Annotated in this window: 16 protein-coding genes; 8 read left to right on the forward strand and 8 right to left on the reverse strand. The window is 65.0% G+C overall.

Translation table 11 applies throughout. From position 1 onward, the window contains the following. Nucleotides 1-15 precede the first annotated feature (15 nt). The 4 genes from GBJ34_RS03680 to GBJ34_RS03695 all read left to right on the forward strand — a co-directional run bounded on the left by GBJ34_RS03680 (nt 16) and on the right by GBJ34_RS03695 (nt 4,944). A complete protein-coding gene (locus GBJ34_RS03680; protein WP_151717895.1) occupies nt 16-1,401 on the forward strand; it encodes an aldehyde dehydrogenase family protein in 1,386 nt (461 codons plus the stop codon). Then, nucleotides 1,398-2,561: an iron-containing alcohol dehydrogenase gene (locus tag GBJ34_RS03685; RefSeq protein ID WP_151717896.1), complete on the forward strand. Its 1,164-nt coding sequence runs from the start codon at nt 1,398-1,400 to the stop codon at nt 2,559-2,561. Before GBJ34_RS03680 ends, GBJ34_RS03685 begins: the two co-directional genes overlap by 4 nt. A 65-nt stretch (nt 2,562-2,626) precedes the next feature. Beyond that, nucleotides 2,627-3,871, forward strand: a complete 1,245-nt coding sequence (locus GBJ34_RS03690; RefSeq protein ID WP_151717897.1) for an NAD(P)/FAD-dependent oxidoreductase — start codon at nt 2,627-2,629, stop codon at nt 3,869-3,871. Nucleotides 3,872-3,939: 68 nt separating this feature from the next. Further along, complete coding sequence (locus GBJ34_RS03695) at nt 3,940-4,944, forward strand: NAD-dependent epimerase/dehydratase family protein (RefSeq protein ID WP_151717898.1); 1,005 nt, start codon at nt 3,940-3,942, stop codon at nt 4,942-4,944. A gap of 57 nt (nt 4,945-5,001) precedes the next feature. On the opposite strand, the gene GBJ34_RS03700 is transcribed toward GBJ34_RS03695, so the two are convergent. Next, nucleotides 5,002-5,988, reverse strand: coding sequence for a 2-hydroxyacid dehydrogenase (locus GBJ34_RS03700; protein WP_151717899.1), 987 nt, complete (start codon nt 5,986-5,988; stop codon nt 5,002-5,004). A gap of 163 nt (nt 5,989-6,151) precedes the next feature. On the opposite strand from GBJ34_RS03700, the gene GBJ34_RS03705 reads away from it, so the two are divergent. The 3 genes from GBJ34_RS03705 to GBJ34_RS03715 are packed head-to-tail and all read left to right on the forward strand — an operon-like array spanning nt 6,152 to nt 8,337. Next, nucleotides 6,152-6,820 carry an SH3 domain-containing protein gene (locus GBJ34_RS03705; RefSeq protein ID WP_151717900.1) on the forward strand — a complete coding sequence of 223 codons (669 nt, stop codon included), beginning with the start codon at nt 6,152-6,154 and terminating at the stop codon, nt 6,818-6,820. Nucleotides 6,821-6,834: 14 nt separating this feature from the next. Next, nucleotides 6,835-7,719, forward strand: a complete 885-nt coding sequence (locus GBJ34_RS03710) for a cation diffusion facilitator family transporter (RefSeq protein ID WP_151717901.1) — start codon at nt 6,835-6,837, stop codon at nt 7,717-7,719. A 3-nt stretch (nt 7,720-7,722) separates the two neighbouring features. Then, nucleotides 7,723-8,337, forward strand: a complete 615-nt coding sequence (locus GBJ34_RS03715) for a flavin reductase family protein (RefSeq protein WP_151717902.1) — start codon at nt 7,723-7,725, stop codon at nt 8,335-8,337. Nucleotides 8,338-8,344: 7 nt separating this feature from the next. Here the strand turns inward: GBJ34_RS03715 and GBJ34_RS03720 are convergent, their stop codons facing one another. The 7 genes from GBJ34_RS03720 to GBJ34_RS03750 form a co-directional block, all read right to left on the reverse strand. Continuing rightward, the gene (locus GBJ34_RS03720; RefSeq protein ID WP_151717903.1) at nt 8,345-8,809 is read right to left on the reverse strand and encodes an OsmC family protein; all 465 of its coding nucleotides are present in this window, start codon (nt 8,807-8,809) and stop codon (nt 8,345-8,347) included. Nucleotides 8,810-8,872: 63 nt separating this feature from the next. Then, nucleotides 8,873-9,670 carry a carnitinyl-CoA dehydratase gene (locus GBJ34_RS03725; RefSeq protein ID WP_151717904.1) on the reverse strand — a complete coding sequence of 266 codons (798 nt, stop codon included), beginning with the start codon at nt 9,668-9,670 and terminating at the stop codon, nt 8,873-8,875. Next, nucleotides 9,667-11,658, reverse strand: coding sequence for an acetate--CoA ligase family protein (locus GBJ34_RS03730; RefSeq protein ID WP_151717905.1), 1,992 nt, complete (start codon nt 11,656-11,658; stop codon nt 9,667-9,669). The genes GBJ34_RS03725 and GBJ34_RS03730 overlap by 4 nt, the downstream gene beginning before the upstream one ends. Next, nucleotides 11,658-11,963, reverse strand: coding sequence for a SelT/SelW/SelH family protein (locus GBJ34_RS03735; RefSeq protein ID WP_151717906.1), 306 nt, complete (start codon nt 11,961-11,963; stop codon nt 11,658-11,660). Before GBJ34_RS03735 ends, GBJ34_RS03730 begins: the two co-directional genes overlap by 1 nt. 295 nt (nt 11,964-12,258) lie before the next feature. Beyond that, entirely contained in the window at nt 12,259-13,422 is a 1,164-nt protein-coding gene (locus GBJ34_RS03740) for an acyl-CoA dehydrogenase family protein (protein WP_151717907.1), read from the reverse strand. A gap of 4 nt (nt 13,423-13,426) precedes the next feature. Further along, the gene (locus GBJ34_RS03745) at nt 13,427-14,884 is read right to left on the reverse strand and encodes a carnitine 3-dehydrogenase (protein ID WP_151717983.1); all 1,458 of its coding nucleotides are present in this window, start codon (nt 14,882-14,884) and stop codon (nt 13,427-13,429) included. Between the two features lie 7 nt (nt 14,885-14,891). Next, entirely contained in the window at nt 14,892-15,806 is a 915-nt protein-coding gene (locus GBJ34_RS03750) for a BKACE family enzyme (RefSeq protein WP_151717984.1), read from the reverse strand. On the opposite strand from GBJ34_RS03750, the gene GBJ34_RS03755 reads away from it, so the two are divergent. Beyond that, nucleotides 15,775-16,848 carry a GlxA family transcriptional regulator gene (locus GBJ34_RS03755; protein WP_226341030.1) on the forward strand — a complete coding sequence of 358 codons (1,074 nt, stop codon included), beginning with the start codon at nt 15,775-15,777 and terminating at the stop codon, nt 16,846-16,848. The two genes, GBJ34_RS03750 and GBJ34_RS03755, sit on opposite strands and share 32 nt — an antisense overlap. The last annotated feature ends 77 nt before the right edge of the window (nt 16,849-16,925 follow it).

Consider the following 16,925-nt stretch of genomic DNA (forward strand, 5'->3'; position numbering starts at 1 on the left):
GCAAGGACGAAGACCATGAAACCCATTCAACTGATCTCGCCGGTCGACGGCTCGGTCTGGCTGGAGCGTCAGCCGCTGTCGCGCGAGGATGCCTTTGCCGCCGCTGCCCGCGCGAAAGCCGCGCAAAAGGCCTGGGCTGCCCGACCGCTGGAGGAGCGTATCGCGCTGGTGAAGGCCGGTGTCGCGAAGCTCATGGACATCAAGGACACGCTGGTCGAAGAACTGGCCTGGCAGATGGGGCGCCCCACCCGCTTTGGCGGCGAATGGGGCGGCGTGAATGACCGCACCAATTACATGTCCGACATTGCGGCCGAAACGCTGGCCCCGAAGATGGTCGAAGATAGCGACCGCTTCACCCGTTACCTCGCGCGCGAGGCGGTGGGTGTGGTCTTCATCATCGCGCCCTGGAACTACCCCTATCTGACCACGATCAACACGCTGGCCCCTGCCCTGATCGCGGGCAACACGGTGGTGCTGAAACATGCCAGCCAGACCCTGAAGGTCGGCGAGCGTCTGGCCGAGGCCTTCCATGCCGCGGGTGTGCCAGAGGATGTGTTCCAGAATGTCGTGCTGGATCACGCAACGACCGAGGCGCTGATCGGGGCCCGCGCCTTCAATTTCATCAACTTCACCGGATCTGTCGGTGGCGGTGCCGCGATTGAAAAGGCAGCGGCCGGCACCTTCACCGGCACCGGGCTGGAACTGGGCGGCAAGGATCCGGGCTATGTTCGCCATGACGCCGATCTGGATGCGGCGGTGGACAGCCTGATGGATGGCGCGATGTATAATGCCGGGCAATGCTGCTGCGGCATCGAGCGCGTCTATGTCCACGCCTCGCTTTATGATGCCTTTGTGGAAAAGGCCGTGGCCTGGGTGAACGCCCTCAAACTTGGCAATCCTTTCGATCAGGGTTCGACCCTTGGCCCGATGGCGAACAAGCGTTTTGCCGCGACCGTCCGTAGCCAGATCGCCGAAGCGGTGGCGGCAGGCGCGAAAGCCCTGATCGATCCCGCCAATTTCCCCGCCGATGATGGCGGCGCCTATCTGGCCCCGCAGATCCTGGTGAATGTCGATCACTCCATGCGGGTCATGATGGAGGAAAGTTTTGGCCCGGTCGTCGGCATCATGAAGGTCTCGGGCGATGACGAGGCCATCAAGCTGATGAATGACAGCCCCTATGGTCTGACCGCATCGATCTGGACCGCGGACGCCGATGCCGCCGCCGAGATCGGCGCGCAGATCGAGACCGGCACCATCTTCATGAACCGCTGCGATTATCTGGACCCGGCTCTGTGCTGGACCGGCTGCAAGGATACCGGGCGCGGCGGATCGCTGTCCTTTCTTGGCTTCTATTCGGTCACCCGGCCGAAATCCTACCATCTGAAAAAGGTGACCAAATGACCGCGCATAATGTTCCGAACCGGAACTGGTCCTATCCGACCGCCATCAAGTTCGGCGTGGGCCGTATCTCGGAACTGGCGGGCCACTGCATGGCCCATGGCATCACCAAGCCGCTTTTGGTGACCGACCGCGCCTTGGCCAGCCTGCCGATCACCGCCGAGGCTTTGGCCGTGCTGAAGGCGGCCGGTCTGGGCGATGCGCTGTTCAGCCAGGTCGATCCGAACCCCAACGAGATCAACATGGCCGAAGGCATCGCCGCCTACCGCGCCGGGGGTCATGACGGTGTCGTGGCTTTTGGTGGCGGCTCGGCGCTGGATCTGGGCAAGATGATCGCGCTGATGGCGCATCAGCGCGCCGATCTGTCGGTCTGGGACCTGGAGGATATCGACGATTGGTACACCCGCGCCGATGCTGACGCGATTGCGCCGGTGATCGCCGTGCCAACCACCGCCGGAACCGGGTCTGAAGTGGGCCGCGCGGGCGTGCTGACCAACAGTGCAACCCACAAGAAGAAGATCATCTTCCATCCCAAGCTGATGCCGGTGGTCACGATCTGCGATCCGGCGCTGACGGTGGGGATGCCGAAATTCATCACCGCAGGCACCGGGATGGATGCCTTGGCCCATTGCCTTGAGGCCTATTGCAGCCCGTTCTACCACCCGATGTCGCAGGGCATCGCGCTGGAAGGGATGCGGCTCGTGTTTGAAAATCTGCCCAAGGTCTATGACAACCCGAACGACCTTGATGCCCGCGCCCATATGATGAGCGCGGCCGCCATGGGCGCGGTTGCCTTCCAGAAGGGTCTGGGTGCGATCCATTCGCTGTCGCATCCGATTGGGGCGGTCTACAACACCCATCACGGCACCACCAATGCCGTGGTCATGCCGATGGTGCTGGATTTCAACCGTAGCGCCATCGAGGAGCGGATTGAAAAGGCCGCAGCTTACCTCGGCATCGCGGGCGGCTTTGACGGTTTCCGCGCCGCGATCATGGATCTGCGCAGCAAACTTGCCATCCCGGCCAACCTAACCGCGATGGGGGTCGAGGCCGCACGCCTGGACGAGCTGACCGAGATGGCGCTGGAAGATCCGTCCTGCGGTGGCAACCCGATTGAAATGACGCGCGAAAATACCCGTGCGCTGTTTGCCGCCTGCATGTAAGGCAGGATGTGACATGGCAGCGGCCGGGCGGAATGGATCCGCCCGGCCCCCGCCCGAGGGACATGATGACCGAACACCATAGCAGCGAGATCGCCGTCATCGGCGCGGGCGTTATTGGCATGGCCTGCGCCCTGCAATTGGCGCAGGATGGCAAGCGCGTGGTGATCGTCGACCCGGGTCAGCCCGGTATGGGGGCCTCATATGGCAATGCGGGCACGATTGCCGATTATGCGGTGCAGCCGGTCGGCACACCCGAAGTGCTGAAAAACCTGCCCTCGCTGCTGTTCGACCGCAACTCGCCTTTGTCGATCCGCCATGCCGCGCTGCCGACGCTGGCACCCTGGCTGCTGCGCTTTGCCCGCCAAAGCCTGCCGGGACCAGCCGCCCGCAATGCACAGGCGATCGCCGCCCTTGTGGCCAGCGCCAATGCCTCATGGAAAGGTTTTGCGACCGAGATCGGCGCGGAGCGGCTCTTGCGCCATGAGGGGTGCCTTTACCTTTACGAAACCGCGGGCGCCTTCCGCGCCGCCGGAAAGGATATGGCCGCGCGCAAGGCGCTTGGCATCACGGCGGAGCTGCTGCGCCCGGATGAGATTGCCGCGATGGAGCCGGGCCTGCCACCGCTGGAAGGCGGTGCCGCCTTCTTTCCGCAGGCGGTGTTCCTGTCCGATCCCGGCGCGGTGATGGGCCTGCTGGCCGCCCGGCTGGCGGCCCTTGGCGTGCCGCATCTGACCTTCGCGGCGCAAAGCCTGAAACGCGGCCCGGCGGGGGTGACCGTGGAGGCACCGGGATGGCATCTGCACGCCCGTCATGTGGTTCTGGCCACCGGCGCGCATGGCCGGGCGCTGGCGCTGCAGGCGGGTGACCGGGTGCCGCTGGAGACCGAGCGCGGCTATCACGTCGAATGGGAGATGGAGCGCCCGCGCCTGACCCGCCCGGCCTGTCCGACCAGCCGGGGGTTCTATCTCTGCCCGATGACGGGCCGCTTGCGGGTTGCGGGCACCGTGGAGCTGGGCGGACTGACGGCCCCGCCCTCGCCCCACCGTATCAACCGGCTGGTCAAGGGCGCGCAGGCGATCTTCCCCGATCTTGGGCCACCGACCCGCGACTGGATGGGCTTCCGCCCCTCCATGCCCGACAGCCTGCCGGTGATTTCCCCCTCCAGGGCAGGGCGCGACGTGATCCATGCCTATGGCCATGGCCATATCGGCTTGACTTTGGCCCCGATCACGGCACGGATCGTCGCGGATATGATTGCGGGACGGCAGCCGGAACTTGACGTATCCCCCTACCGGGTGACGCGGTTTTAGACCCCGCCCCCGGGGCTGCGCGCCCCGGACCCGCGGAGTATTTGGACAATCAGCAAAGGAATTTCTTCATGGCGCGCAAGGCCTTCGTCACCGGATCGGCCGGGTTCATCGGCTTTCACCTGTGCCAGCGGCTTCTGGCAGAGGGCTGGGAGGTGCTGGGGCTGGATGCAATTTCGGATTACTATGACGTGCGCCTGAAACAGCGCCGCCACGCCATGTTGAGCCAGAAGCCGGGTTTTCGCGCGGTGGAGGGGCTGTTGGAGACACCCGGCCTGCTGCGCGGCTTGATGGAGGAGTTTCGACCCGATGTGGTGGTGCATCTGGCCGCGCAGGCCGGGGTGCGTTACTCCATCGATGCGCCGCGTTCCTATGTCGAGTCCAACCTGATCGGCACATTCGAAGTTCTGGAGGCTGCGCGCGCCTTTCCCCCCCAGCATATGCTTCTGGCCTCCACCAGTTCGGTCTTCGGGGCGAATACCGAGATGCCCTATGCGGAAACGCATAAGGCCGATCACCAGATGAGCTTCTATGCCGCCACCAAGAAGGCGACCGAGGCGATGGCGCATAGCTATGCCCATCTCTATGATCTGCCGGTGACGATGTTCCGGTTTTTTACCGTCTATGGTCCATGGGGCCGCCCCGATATGGCCCCCTATAAATTCACCCGGGCGATCCTGAATGGTGAGCCCATCGATATCTACAATCACGGCGACATGCAGCGTGACTTTACCTTCATCGATGATCTGGTGGTGGGCATTGCAAGGCTGATCGACGCCGTGCCCGGCACCGAACCTGTCGGCGATTTTGACAGCCTGTCCCCTGTTGCACCGTGGCGCGTGGTGAATATCGGCAATGGCGCGCCGGTGCCCTTGATGGATTTCGTCGCGGCCATCGAAGAGGCCACCGGGCGCCAGGCTGAAAAGGTCATGCTGCCGATGCAGCCCGGCGATGTGCCCGCGACATGGGCCGATGCAAGGCTGATCGACGCGCTGATCGGCACCCTGCCGCGCACCGATATCCGCGAGGGGATGCGCCGCTTTGTCGAATGGTATCGCGACTATTACGCGGTGTGAGCAGGGGTGCCTGGGCGTCCCTGCTGACAGGTTGCGCGTTTCACAGATTGCCGGCCTTCACAGATTCCCGGGCACAACCTGATCCGGCGGGCGATGGCCATCTGCGAAGGTCTTGATATTGATCAGGACCTTCTCGCCCATCTCGATCCGGCCCTCATGCGTGGCCGATCCCATATGCGGCAATAGCACCACATTGGACAACTCGCGCAGGCGCGGGTTGATCTCATGCCCGTTTTCGTAGACATCGAGGCCCGCCCCGGCCAGTTCCCCCGCACGCAGGCCGCGCGTCAGCGCGTTCTCGTCGATCACCTCGCCGCGCGAGGTGTTGATGACCACAGCCGAGGCCTTCATCAGCTTGAGACGCCGCGCGTTCAGCAGATGGAAGGTCGAGGGCGTATGCGGACAGTTGATCGAGACGATATCCATCCGCGCGATCATCTGGTCGAGGCTGTCCCAATAGGTCGCCTCCAGCTCCTGTTCGATATCCTCATGGACACGGCGGCGGTTGTGGTAATGGATCTGCATCCCGAAGGCGCGTGCGCGCCGCGCCACCGCCTGTCCGATCCGTCCCATGCCAAGGATGCCGAGCCTGCGGCCCCCGATGCGCCCGCCCAGGTGATCCATCGGGGCCCAGCCGCTCCAGCGGCCCGCCTGCATCTCGGCCATGCCTTCGGGCACGCGGCGCACCACACCCAGGATCAGCGCCATCACCATATCGGCGGTATCTTCGGCCCCCACACCGGGGGTGTTGGACACCAGGATCCCGCGCGAACGGGCGGTGGCCACATCGATATGATCGACCCCCGCGCCATAATTCGCGATCAGCTTCAGCCGGTCGCCCGCCTGCCCGATCACGCCCGCGTCGATCTGATCGGTGACACAGGGCACCAGCACATCACACCGCTTCACCGCCTGGACCAATTCGTCGCGGCTCATCTTCACATCCGGGTCGCGCAGTTCGACATTGAACAGCTCTTTCATGCGCGCTTCGACAACATCGGGCAGCCGCCGTGTCACGATCACGTTCAGGCGCGGTATTGCCATGCCTTCCTCCCTGGTTCGGCTGATCCGGTCTCTTCCAAATCACCCCGGTTTCCGGCAAAGTGCCGCTTGGCGGGGCGAGACACAAGACCCCGCGCAACAATGTTGCGCGCAAAGATGCATTTTGGACGGAAGGCATCCATCCAGCGTGACCGAGGACTGGAAAATGGGCATTGATATCGGGCGGACGCTGCGGAACTTTCTGATCGCCACCGCCATCGCAGGCAGCGCCGTGGCGCAGACCGAACCGGAAGGCCGCGTCGATGCGGAAGATGTCGTCGCAGCGATCGAGGCCGCAACCCGCGATCAGGCCGCTGCGGCAAGCGACGCAGTGCCGGCGGCGGATGCAACATCCGCACAAGCGGCACCGGCTGATGCAGCGGCAGAGGCCGCGCAGCGCGACCCTTCACGCGGGCAGGTCACCAACCTGCCGCTGCCCCGATTCGTCACGTTGAAAACCGATGAGGGCAATGCCCGGCGCGGTCCGGGTCTGTCGCATCGCATCGACTGGGTCTTTACCCGCGCCGGGATGCCGCTGCGTGTGACGGCGGAATACGAGAACTGGCGCCGCGTCGAGGATCAGGAGGGCCTGGGCGGCTGGGTGCATTACTCGCTGCTGTCGGGGGTGCGCTCGGTCATCATCTCGGCCGAGCTTGCGGATTTTCGCGCCAGCGCAGACACCGATGCCGAGGTCGTGTTGCGCGCCGAGCGGGGCGTGATCGCCCGCGTGCTGCAATGCAATGAGGATTGGTGCCGCCTGACGGTGGAGGGCGAACGCGGCTGGGTCTCCAAGGCGGCGCTTTGGGGCGTGGAGCCCGGCGAAATCATCGAATAAGAACAGGCCCAGTCATGGACAGCCAGACCCGCGCGAAACTCTCCGCCGCCATTGCGTCGGTGACGGTGGCCACAACCCTTGTGATCTTGAAACTATGGGCCCTTGGCGCGACCGGGGCACTGACCATCGCCGCCTCCTTGGCCGATAGCGCGATGGATCTCTTGATGAGCCTTGGTGCCATGGCCGCGCTGATCTATGCGGCAAAGCCCGCGGATGAGGATCACAATTTCGGCCATAGCTCGGTCGAGGATCTGACCGCGCTGGCGCAGGCGCTGCTGGTCGGGGCCTCGGGCGTGCTGATCGGTTGGGCCGCGATTGCGCGACTGATCGCGCCCTCGCCGGAAACCCTGCGCGATGAGGGCACCGGGATCTTCGTCATGGTCATCTCCATGGCGCTGACCGTGGCACTGGTCTGGTGGCAGGGACGGATCGCGCGCAAGACCGGCAGCCGGGTAATCGCCGCCGACCGGCTGCATTATCTGGGGGACCTGATCCCTGCGGCCGGTGCGATCCTGTCGCTGATCGCCTCGCGCCAGTTCGGCATTGTGCAGGTTGACAGTATCGTGGCGCTGGTCGCCGCCGGGGTGCTGGCCGTCGGTGCCATCCGCATCTTCAAGGGGGCATGGGACGCGCTGATGGACCGACAGGCCCCGCCCGAGGTGATCGAGGGCATCGCCACGCTGGCACGCAACTGGCCGGGCGTCTTGGGCTTTCATGACCTGAAAACCCGCACCGCTGGCAGCCGCATCTTTGTCCACCTGCATATCGAACTGGATGGTGCCCTGACGCTGCGCGAGGCGCATGATATCGGTGCCGGGCTGCGCCGCACCATTTTGCTGGCCTATCCGCAGGCCGATGTCATCATCCACAAGGATGTCGCCGAGACCGCAGGAGCGTGAAGAATGCTGTTTGATGTAGCCGATCTGCCCGCCGCCAATGTCTATAAGCTGCTGACGGCGACCGTGACACCGCGCCCGATCGCCTGGGTCTCCACCCGCAATGGCGAAGGTGTGGCCAATCTTGCCCCCTTCAGCTTTTTCAACGTCATGGGCGACCAGCCCCCGATTGTGGCCATAGGTATCAATCAGGGCCCCAAGGGGCGGATGAAGGACAGCGCCCGCAATATCGTCGACAGCGGCGAATTTGTGGTGAACCTCGTGCCCGAGGGCTTGGCGCAGGCGATGAATCAAAGTTCCATCGATGCGCCGCCGGGTGTGTCGGAATTTGCATTGGCCGGTTTGACAGAGGCACCCGCGCGCCATGTCGCGGCACCGTTGGTCGCAGAAAGCCCGGTCAGCCTCGAATGCGTCACCCATGCCTCCCTGCTGACCGGCCCCAAGCAATTGCTGGTGGTGGGGCGGGTGCTTGCAATCCATGTCGCCGACCGTTTCGTGCTGGATGCGGGCCGCGCCCATATCGACACCCCCGCGCTTGGCATGTTGGGCCGGGGCTTTGCCACAAGCTATATCCGCACGGGCGACACATTCGAGATGCATCGCCCGAAATGGACCGAGTAAGCGCCGCTCAGGCCAGCACGAATTCCGGCGCGTAATCGACCGGGAAGTTCACCGATCGCGCAATGAAACAGACCTTGTGGATACGGTGGTGGATTTCCTCGGCCAGCGCCAGGTCGCTGCCTTGCGGCAGGGTGATCTTCGGGCGCAGCGTGGCGCTGACAAAGCGCCCCGCCCCGCCGGGGCCCACCTCACCCCGCCCCACAGGCGCATCCTCATAGCCCTGCACCGCAATCTTCGCATCGCTCGCGTAATGCAGATACCACAGCATGTGACAGGCCGAGAGGGCGGAAAGCAGCAGGTCTTCCGGGTTCATCCTGGCCGGATCGCCGCCCAGCAGCGGATCGTTGGAACAATGCACCACCGGCTTGCCCGGCACCGCGATATCCCATGTGCGGTCATAGGCGCGGTAGTTCGCGGTGCCCTCACCCCGGTTGCCGGTCCAGATCACGCGGGTCGTATAGTCATGCGCCATGTGCAGCCCTCCTTGCAGAATAGGCCGGACATAGCGCATTGCCCGCCGCGCGACGAGGCGGCTTCAGCGCCCCTTCCAGACCGGATCGCGCTTTTCAGCAAAGGCGCGCGCGCCTTCCAGCTGATCCTCGGAGGAATAGAGCCGGTCCACCGTCGCCATCTGTCGCTTGGTGATGCGGTTCAACGCATCCTGAAAGCGCAGCGCCTCAGCCTCGCGCACAACTTCCTTGATCGCGGCATAGACGAGCGGCGGCCCGCTTTCCAACAGCCGCGCCAGATCCCAGGCCTTGGGCAGCAGATCCTCGGTCGTGGTGATTTCCTTCAGGATGCCCCAACGCAGCGCCTCTTCGGCGTCGAACCACCGCCCCGTCAGCAGCAGATCCATCGCGACATGATAGGGAATGCGCTTGGGCAATTTGATCGAGGCCGCATCGGCCACCGTGCCAGAGCGGATCTCTGGCAAGGCAAAGGTCGCATTGCTCGATGCAAGGATCAAATCGCAGGAAAGGGCAAGTTCCAAGCCCCCGCCACAGCAGATTCCATTGACCGCGGCGATGACGGGTTTGTTGAGATTTGGCAATTCCTGCAAACCGCCAAAGCCGCCCACCCCATAATCGCCATCCACTGCATCGCCATCGGCGGCGGCCTTCAGATCCCAGCCAGGGCAGAAGAACTTCTCGCCCTCGGCGCGCAATATGGCCACGCGCAGGCTGTCATCATCGCGGAAGGCGCGGAAGGTCAGACCCATGATGCGGCTGGTCGCCAGATCAATCGCATTGGCCTTGGGCCGGTCCAGCGTCACTTCCAGCACCGCACCTTCGCGCCGCGTGCGAATTGGCCCCTCGGTCAGCATCTTCATCATTCCTGCGCCCTCCTGATCAATGCATCTACCGCCACGGCACCTGCGGCGCGCAGCAGGACCGGGTTGATCTCGATCTCCTCAAGCCCGGCCTCCCGTTCCATCAGCGCGCCCAACTGCCGGGCCATCGTCACCAGCGCCGCCACATCGGCGCGCGGCTTGCCGCGATAGCCATCGAGCAACGGCCAAAGCCGAAGGCCGCACAAGGCGGTCGCGATCTCATCTTCCGAGGCAGGCCAGACCAGCGTCACCGTATCGGCCAGCAGTTCCGCCGTGACGCCGCCCATGCCCAGGGTCAACGTTAGCCCGTAAACCGGATCGCGCCGCAGGCCGAGCAGCATTTCGGCCACCGCCCCCGTCACCATCTCCTCCAATAGATAGCCGGTGGCACCCGGCATCTCGGGCTGATCGTCAAGGCGCGTCACCCCCAGCCGCACCGCCCCGGCCTCGGTCTTATGGGCAAAGCCAAGCCCCTTCAGTGCGAAGGGCGCGCATAGGTTTGAGACGTCAAGCCCCGCAAGATCGGGCGCGGTGACGCCGCGCGGCACACATATCCCGGCCTTGGCCAGCAGGGCCTTGCCCTCCGCCTCATCCAGCAGAACCGTCTCGCGCGGTGGCAAGCCCGGCAGCGGTCGCCAGCCCGGTGCGGGCGGCGCCACCTGCGCGGATTTCAGTGCCTCCAGCGCGGTCTCCAGCCCCATCAGCGGCACGATGTCCTGTGCCATCAAGCCTTCCGCCCGCACCTCATCAAAGTTCTCGGGCAGCGAGGCCACCGGAAAGGCGGGCTTGCCGGTGGCCGTCTGTGCCGCCGCAATCGCATCCAGCGCGGGCTGGAAACTGGACGGGTCGCATCGATCCGGGCGCGGCGGGTCGATGATGAAGATCCCCGCATCATAACCGCCGAGCATGGTGGTGAAGACATCGGTGGTGCGCGGCCCGTCCCCCCAGATGAACGTGTGGTAATCCAATGGGTTGGAGATATGGACGATCGGCCCCAGAATCTCGCCCAGCCGGTCGGCTGCTGCCTGTGGAACGGGCGGGAAATCGATCCCGGCGGGTGCTGCCAGATCCGCCACCAACCCGGCCTCGCCGCCCGAGCAGGACAGCGAACACAGCCGGGGGCCGATCCCCGGCCCATGGATGTGGAAGATCTTCAAGGCCTCCACCAGCGCGGAGAGCGTGCGAACCTCGGCCACACCCGCTTGCCGCAGAAAGGCGGAGGAGGCCGCGCCGCCACCGGCCAAAGATGCGGTATGCGAGGCCGCCGCCGCCCGGCTCGCCTCGGTCTTGCCGGATTTTACCGCAACAATGCCCTTGCCCGCGGCCCGTGCCGCCTCGGCCAGTGCTGCAAAGGCCGGGGCGTCGTCGATCCCCTCGATATAAAGCCCAAGGGCCGTCACCCGATCATCCGCCAGCAGCGCGCCTGCCAGTTCGGCCAGCCCAACCTGCGCCGCATTGCCAAGACAGGCAACATAGGCCACCGGCAGACCGCGCGCCTGCATGGTCAGGTTCAGGATGATGTTGGAGCTTTGCGACAAAAGCGCCACGCCGCGCGCCACCCTTCTGCCACCATGCTGGTCGGGCCAGAGCAGCGCCCCGTCCAGATAGTTGATGACACCGTAGCAGTTCGGGCCAAGGATCGGCATGTCACCGGCCGCCGCCACCAGATCGTCCTGAAGATCCGCCGCGCCCGCCTCGCGCCAGCCACTTGCGAAACAGATCGCGCCCCCCGCCCCCATCGCCGCCAGCTCGCGCACCACCTCAACCGTGGCGTGCCGATTGACGCCGATGAAGGTGGCATCCGGAGCGCCTGGCAAATCGGCCAGTGTGGCATAGGCCGGCAGGCCGCCCACCGTCTCGCGTTTGGGATGCACCGGCCAGATCTCGCCGGCAAAGCCCATCTTGCGGCATTGCGCGATGACATTCTCGGCCCAGACCGCGCCAAGAACGGCGATGGTGCGGGGCCGCAAGACGCGGCTCAGATCAGGCATCATGCCTCCTTGGTGGTGCCCGCGCGGTCGACATGGCCCAGATCCCGCTCGGGCCAGACGTGATCGCGCACCAGTTGTTTCAGTTGTTTCACATCGGGAAAGCCGCCCTGCGCCTTGCGATCCCAGATCAGCGCGCCGTCCAGCGTGATCTGGAAAATCCCGCCCGTGCCCGGGATCAGCGTCACCGAGACGAGATCCTGCCCGAAGGTCGAGAGCAGCTCCTGCGCCATCCAGGTCGTGCGCAGCATCCAGTTGCATTGCGTGCAATAGGTGAAGGTGATCGCGGGGCGGCGGGGTTCGGTCATCGGGAAAGCTCTCGGCTGGGCCGGCCACCGCGCGGGCCGCATACGCCGGGGGCTGTCTGCCCCCGGACCCCCGAGGATATTTGGGAACAGATGAAGGGGAAAGGGAGACGCCCTGCCTCCAGCCAAGGAGGCAGGGAATCTTCACCTGTTACGGTCATCGGCGTCCCCGCCTGTCCCGCATGAGAAGCATCGCAAGATTCGGTTAACATTGCGTTGATCATCATCTGTTCAAAAATATCCTCGGGGGGAGGCCCCGCAGGGGCCGTGGGGGGCAGAAAGCCCCCCGCGCAACCGTTCAGCCGCCCACAGCCCGCAGCAATTCGCGCGAGATGATATGGCGCTGGATCTCGGAGGTGCCCTCCCAGATCCGTTCCACCCTCGCATCGCGCCAGATCCGTTCCAGCGGCAGATCATCCATCAGACCCATGCCACCATGGATCTGGATGGCCTCATCGGCGATCATCGCCAGAACCTCGCTTGCCTTCAGCTTGGCCATCGACATGTCGGCCTCACTCACATTGCCCTGATCGAAGCGCCAGCCGGCATCCCAGGTCAGCAGCTCCGCCGCTTTCAGCTCCATCGCCATATCGGCCAGTTTGAAGCTGACGCCCTGGAATTTGCCGATCTGCTGGCCGAACTGCTTGCGCTCGGCCGCATAAGAGATGGCATGGCCCAGCGCCCGGTCGGCGCGGCCCAGGCAGGTCGCGGCCACCTGCAATCGGGTGGCACCAAGCCAGGTATTGGCGACCTCAAAGCCCAGATGCGCCTCGCCCAGAACCTGCGCATCCGGCAGGCGGCAATTGTCAAATTCCAGCACGGCATTGGTGTAACCACGGTGGCTGACATTGCGGTAGCCCTCACGGATGGTGAAGCCCGGCGTGCCCTTGTCGACGAAGAAGGCGGTGATGCGCTTCTTCTTGCCGCGCGGGGTGTCCTCTTCGCCACTGGCCATGAAGACGATGGCAAAGCCTGCGATATCGGCATGGCTGATGAAATGCTTGGTGCCGTTCAGCACCCAGTCGCCGCCTTCGCGTTTTGCGCTGGCGGTCATGCCGCGCAGATCGGACCCCGCGCCGGGTTCGGTCATGGCGAGGCAATCCCAGGTCTCGCCCCGGATGCAAGGGAAAAGATACTTCTCGCGCTGCTCCGCCGTGCCCGCCAGCAGGATGTTGGAGGGGCGCGCCACACAGGTCCAGTGCAGCGCGTAATTCGCCCGGCCCAGCTCGCGCTCATACAAAAGCCAGGACAGGGTATCGAGACCGGCACCCCCGACCTCTTCGGGCATATTGGCGGCGTAGAGCCCCGCCGCCATCGCCTTGCCCTGGATCTCGCGGATCAGGTCCATGCGCAGATGGCCCGTGCGCTCCACCTCGGCCTCATAGGGGTAAAGCTCGGTCTCGACGAAGGCGCGCGTGGTCTCGACGATCATCTTCTGTTCGTCGGTCAATCCAAACTGCATGGGATCAGCCCTTCCGCTGGCCGGTGAAACGACCGGCGGCCTCGGGGCGCGGCAGGGCCTTATGCGCCTCGGCAATCGGGTTCAGCCGCGCCAGCACCTCGGCTGCGGCCGGACAGGTCTTGTTGGCCTTCATGTCCACATGCAGCAGCATCTGCTCAAGGCTTGCCACCACCTCATCGCCGCGCTGGATGCGGATGAAGACATGCAGCCGCTTCTCATCCGCCGCCAGAACCTGAAGGCTGCCGGTCAGTCGGTCGCCCAGCTTGCATTCGCCCAGATGCATGATGTGGGTCTCGGCGGTGTAATAGCTGTGCCCCGCCGCCACATAATCCATCCCCGCCCCAATCAACCGCAGGAAGGCATCCGAGGTTTCCGAGGCCGCGAACAAATAGCGGCTTTCCGTCATATGGCCGTTATAGTCGATCCAGCCCGGCAGGACCTGCATCTGCGCCATGACAAGCGGCGCGCCTGTGGCCCCGGCTTCATGGAAGGCGGTGGCCCGGCGGGCATCATGGTCGCGCAGCACACGGCCCGCGCCCCAGTTGCGATCCTTCAGCGCGCGCAGGAAGCCGATCAGGTTGCTGTCGCGGATGCGCTCCAGCTCGCGGATCGAATGATGCCCCGATTGCGCATCCGACTGGCCCGCGATCAGATCGACCAGCTCATCGTTGAATTCCGGCACATCGGTCAGCTTGGTCCAGGGCCATTGCAGGCAGGGGCCGAACTGCGCCATGAAATGCTTCATGCCCGCCTCGCCCCCCGCCACGCGGTAGGTCTCGAACAGGCCCATCTGTCCCCAGCGCAGGCCAAAGCCCATGCGGATCGCCTCGTCGATCTCCTCGGTGGTGGCGATGCCATCCTTCACCAGCCACAGCGCCTCGCGCCAGACCGCCTCAAGGAAACGGTCGGCGATATGCGCGTCGATCTCCTTGCGGATATGCAGGGGGAACATCCCGATCTCGCGCAGGATTTCCTTGGCGTTTTCAATTGCTTCTGCCGGGTTGGCAGGGCTTGGCACCACTTCGGCCAAGGGCAGAAGATAGACCGGGTTGAAAGGATGGGCCACGAAGATCATCCCCGGATCGGGGGCATTCTGTTGCAGCTCCGACGGCTTGAACCCGCTGGTGGATGACCCGATCAACACGCCCGGCGCCACTTGCTGGATCTGGGCAAAGACCCGGTGCTTCAGGTCCAGCCGCTCCGACACGCTTTCCTGAATGTATTCGGCACCCTCCACGGCTTCGGTCACGGTGCCCGCGAAGGACAGCCGCCCCTCGGCAGGCATCGGAACATCCGACAGCGCGGGCAGCGCCGCGCGGGCATTGGCCAGAACCTCGCCGATCTTGCGCTCCGCCTGCGGATCGGGATCGAACACCGCCACATCCCAGCCATTGAGCAGGAAGCGCGCGGCCCAGCCGCCGCCAATGACGCCACCGCCGATGATTGCCGCTTTTCTTGCCATCATGCCCTCACTTCGCCAGCGGCGCGCGTTTTTCCAGGTTCAGCTTGGTGCGCACCTCGGCCGGTGTCAGCACCCGCGCGCCCATATTGGAGATGATGGAGACCGCGCGTTCCACCAGCTGCGCATTGGTGGCCAGCACCCCCTTGTCGAGCCACAGGTTGTCCTCCAGCCCGACCCGCACATTGCCGCCCGCCAACACCGCCGCCGCCACATAGGCCATCTGGTTGCGGCCAATGGCAAAGGCGCTCCAGTTCCAATGAGAGGGCACATTGTTCACCATCGCCATGAAGGTGTTCAGATCATCCGGCGCGCCCCATGGCACGCCCATGCACAGCTGCACCAGCACCGGATCGGGGATGATCCCCTCATGCGCCAATTGCTTGGCGAACCACAGATGGCCGGTGTCAAAGGCCTCGATCTCGATCCTTGTGCCTGCCGCTACCATGCGCGCGGCCATGTCGCGCAACATGCCCGGCGTGTTGACCATCACATAATCGGCCTCGGCAAAGTTCATGGTGCCGCAATCCAGCGTGCAGATCTCGGGGCGGCATTCGACGACATGCGCGACGCGCTCTTCCGCCCCCGCCATATCGGATCGCGGTGACATCCGGGTCATGTTTTCGGTGCCGTCAAACAGCAGATCGCCCCCCATCCCGGCGGTCAGGTTCAGCACCACATCGACCGAGCTGTCACGAATGCGCTCGGTCACCTCGCGATACAGCGCCGGGTCACGGGCGGGCTTGCCGGTTTCGGGATCGCGCACATGGCAATGCACGACCGCCGCCCCCGCCCTGGCTGCCGCAATCGCGCTTTCGGCAATCTGCGCCGGGCTGCGCGGCACATGCGGGCTGCGGTCCTGTGTGCCGCCAGAGCCGGTCACGGCGCAGGTGATGAAGACTTCGCGGTTCATGGCCAAGGGCATCATGGATCTCCTCTGTTGCGGCCAGCTTATCGTGCTGGACGGGCGCAGCTTTGCAATTTACGAAAGAGGCATGTCGAAAACCGCAACGATCTTCGCCGCATCGCAGCAGGTGCTCAGCCTCGCCCTGCTGGTCCTGCCGCAATCCTCGATCCTTGAGGTTGCGGCGACGCTGGATCCCTTGCGCGCCGCCAACCGGCATCTAGGGCGCGAGGCCTATCGCTGGCGCGTTGTCTCGCCCTCGGGTCAGGCGGTGCCGCTGACCTGCGGGATCGAATTGCCTGCCTCCGGGCCCTTGCGCGCCGCCGAAGGGGCCGAGGCGCTGATCGTCATCGCGGGTTATCGCCAGTCCGAGGTCGCAACGAAGCCCCTACTGCGCGACCTGCGCCGGCTTGCCCCGCGCTTTCGCGCCATTGGCGGCATTGATGCCGGCGGCTGGGTGCTGGCGCGCGCGGGCCTGCTCGATGGCCAGCGCGCCACGGTGCATTGGGAGGATCTGGAGGATTTCGCCGCCAGCCATCCGGAGATCGAGGTGGTGCCGGACCGCTTCATCCTGTCGGATCGCTACTTCACCGCAGGCGGTGCCGCCCCCGCGACCGACCTCATGCTGCATCTGATCCGCAGCCGTCAGGGCGCGGCCGTCGCCTTGCAAGTGGCTGCCAGCTTCGTGACCACCCCGCGCCCCGCATCCGAGCCGCAGATCACCGCGACCCGCCCCGACCCGCGCCTTGATCCGCGCGTGGCGCAAGCGATTGCACGGATGGAGGCACGGCTGGATGCGCCAGAATCCGCCGCTGACACAGCCGCTGCGCTGAACCTGTCCCCTCGCCGCCTGGAGCAGCTTTTCCGCATCAATCTCGGCCTGACACCCGGTGCCTATGGCCTGTCGCTGCGCTTGCAAGCCGCGCGCCGCTTGCTGACCGACACCCGCCACCCGCTGGCCGAAATCGCGCTGCGTACCGGCTTCACCAGCGCCGCCACTCTGACCCGCGCCTTCACAAGGTCTTTCGGTGCCCCGCCCAGCAGCCTGCGCCCAAGGGGCTGATCAAATCACCCCGCCCCTGCATTGCTGCTTGTGAAAATACTCCACAGGGGGTGCGGGGGACGTGAAGTCCCCCGCGC

The organism is Gemmobacter serpentinus (assembly GCF_008973825.1).
In the GTDB taxonomy this organism is placed as follows: Bacteria; Pseudomonadota; Alphaproteobacteria; order Rhodobacterales; family Rhodobacteraceae; genus Gemmobacter; species Gemmobacter serpentinus.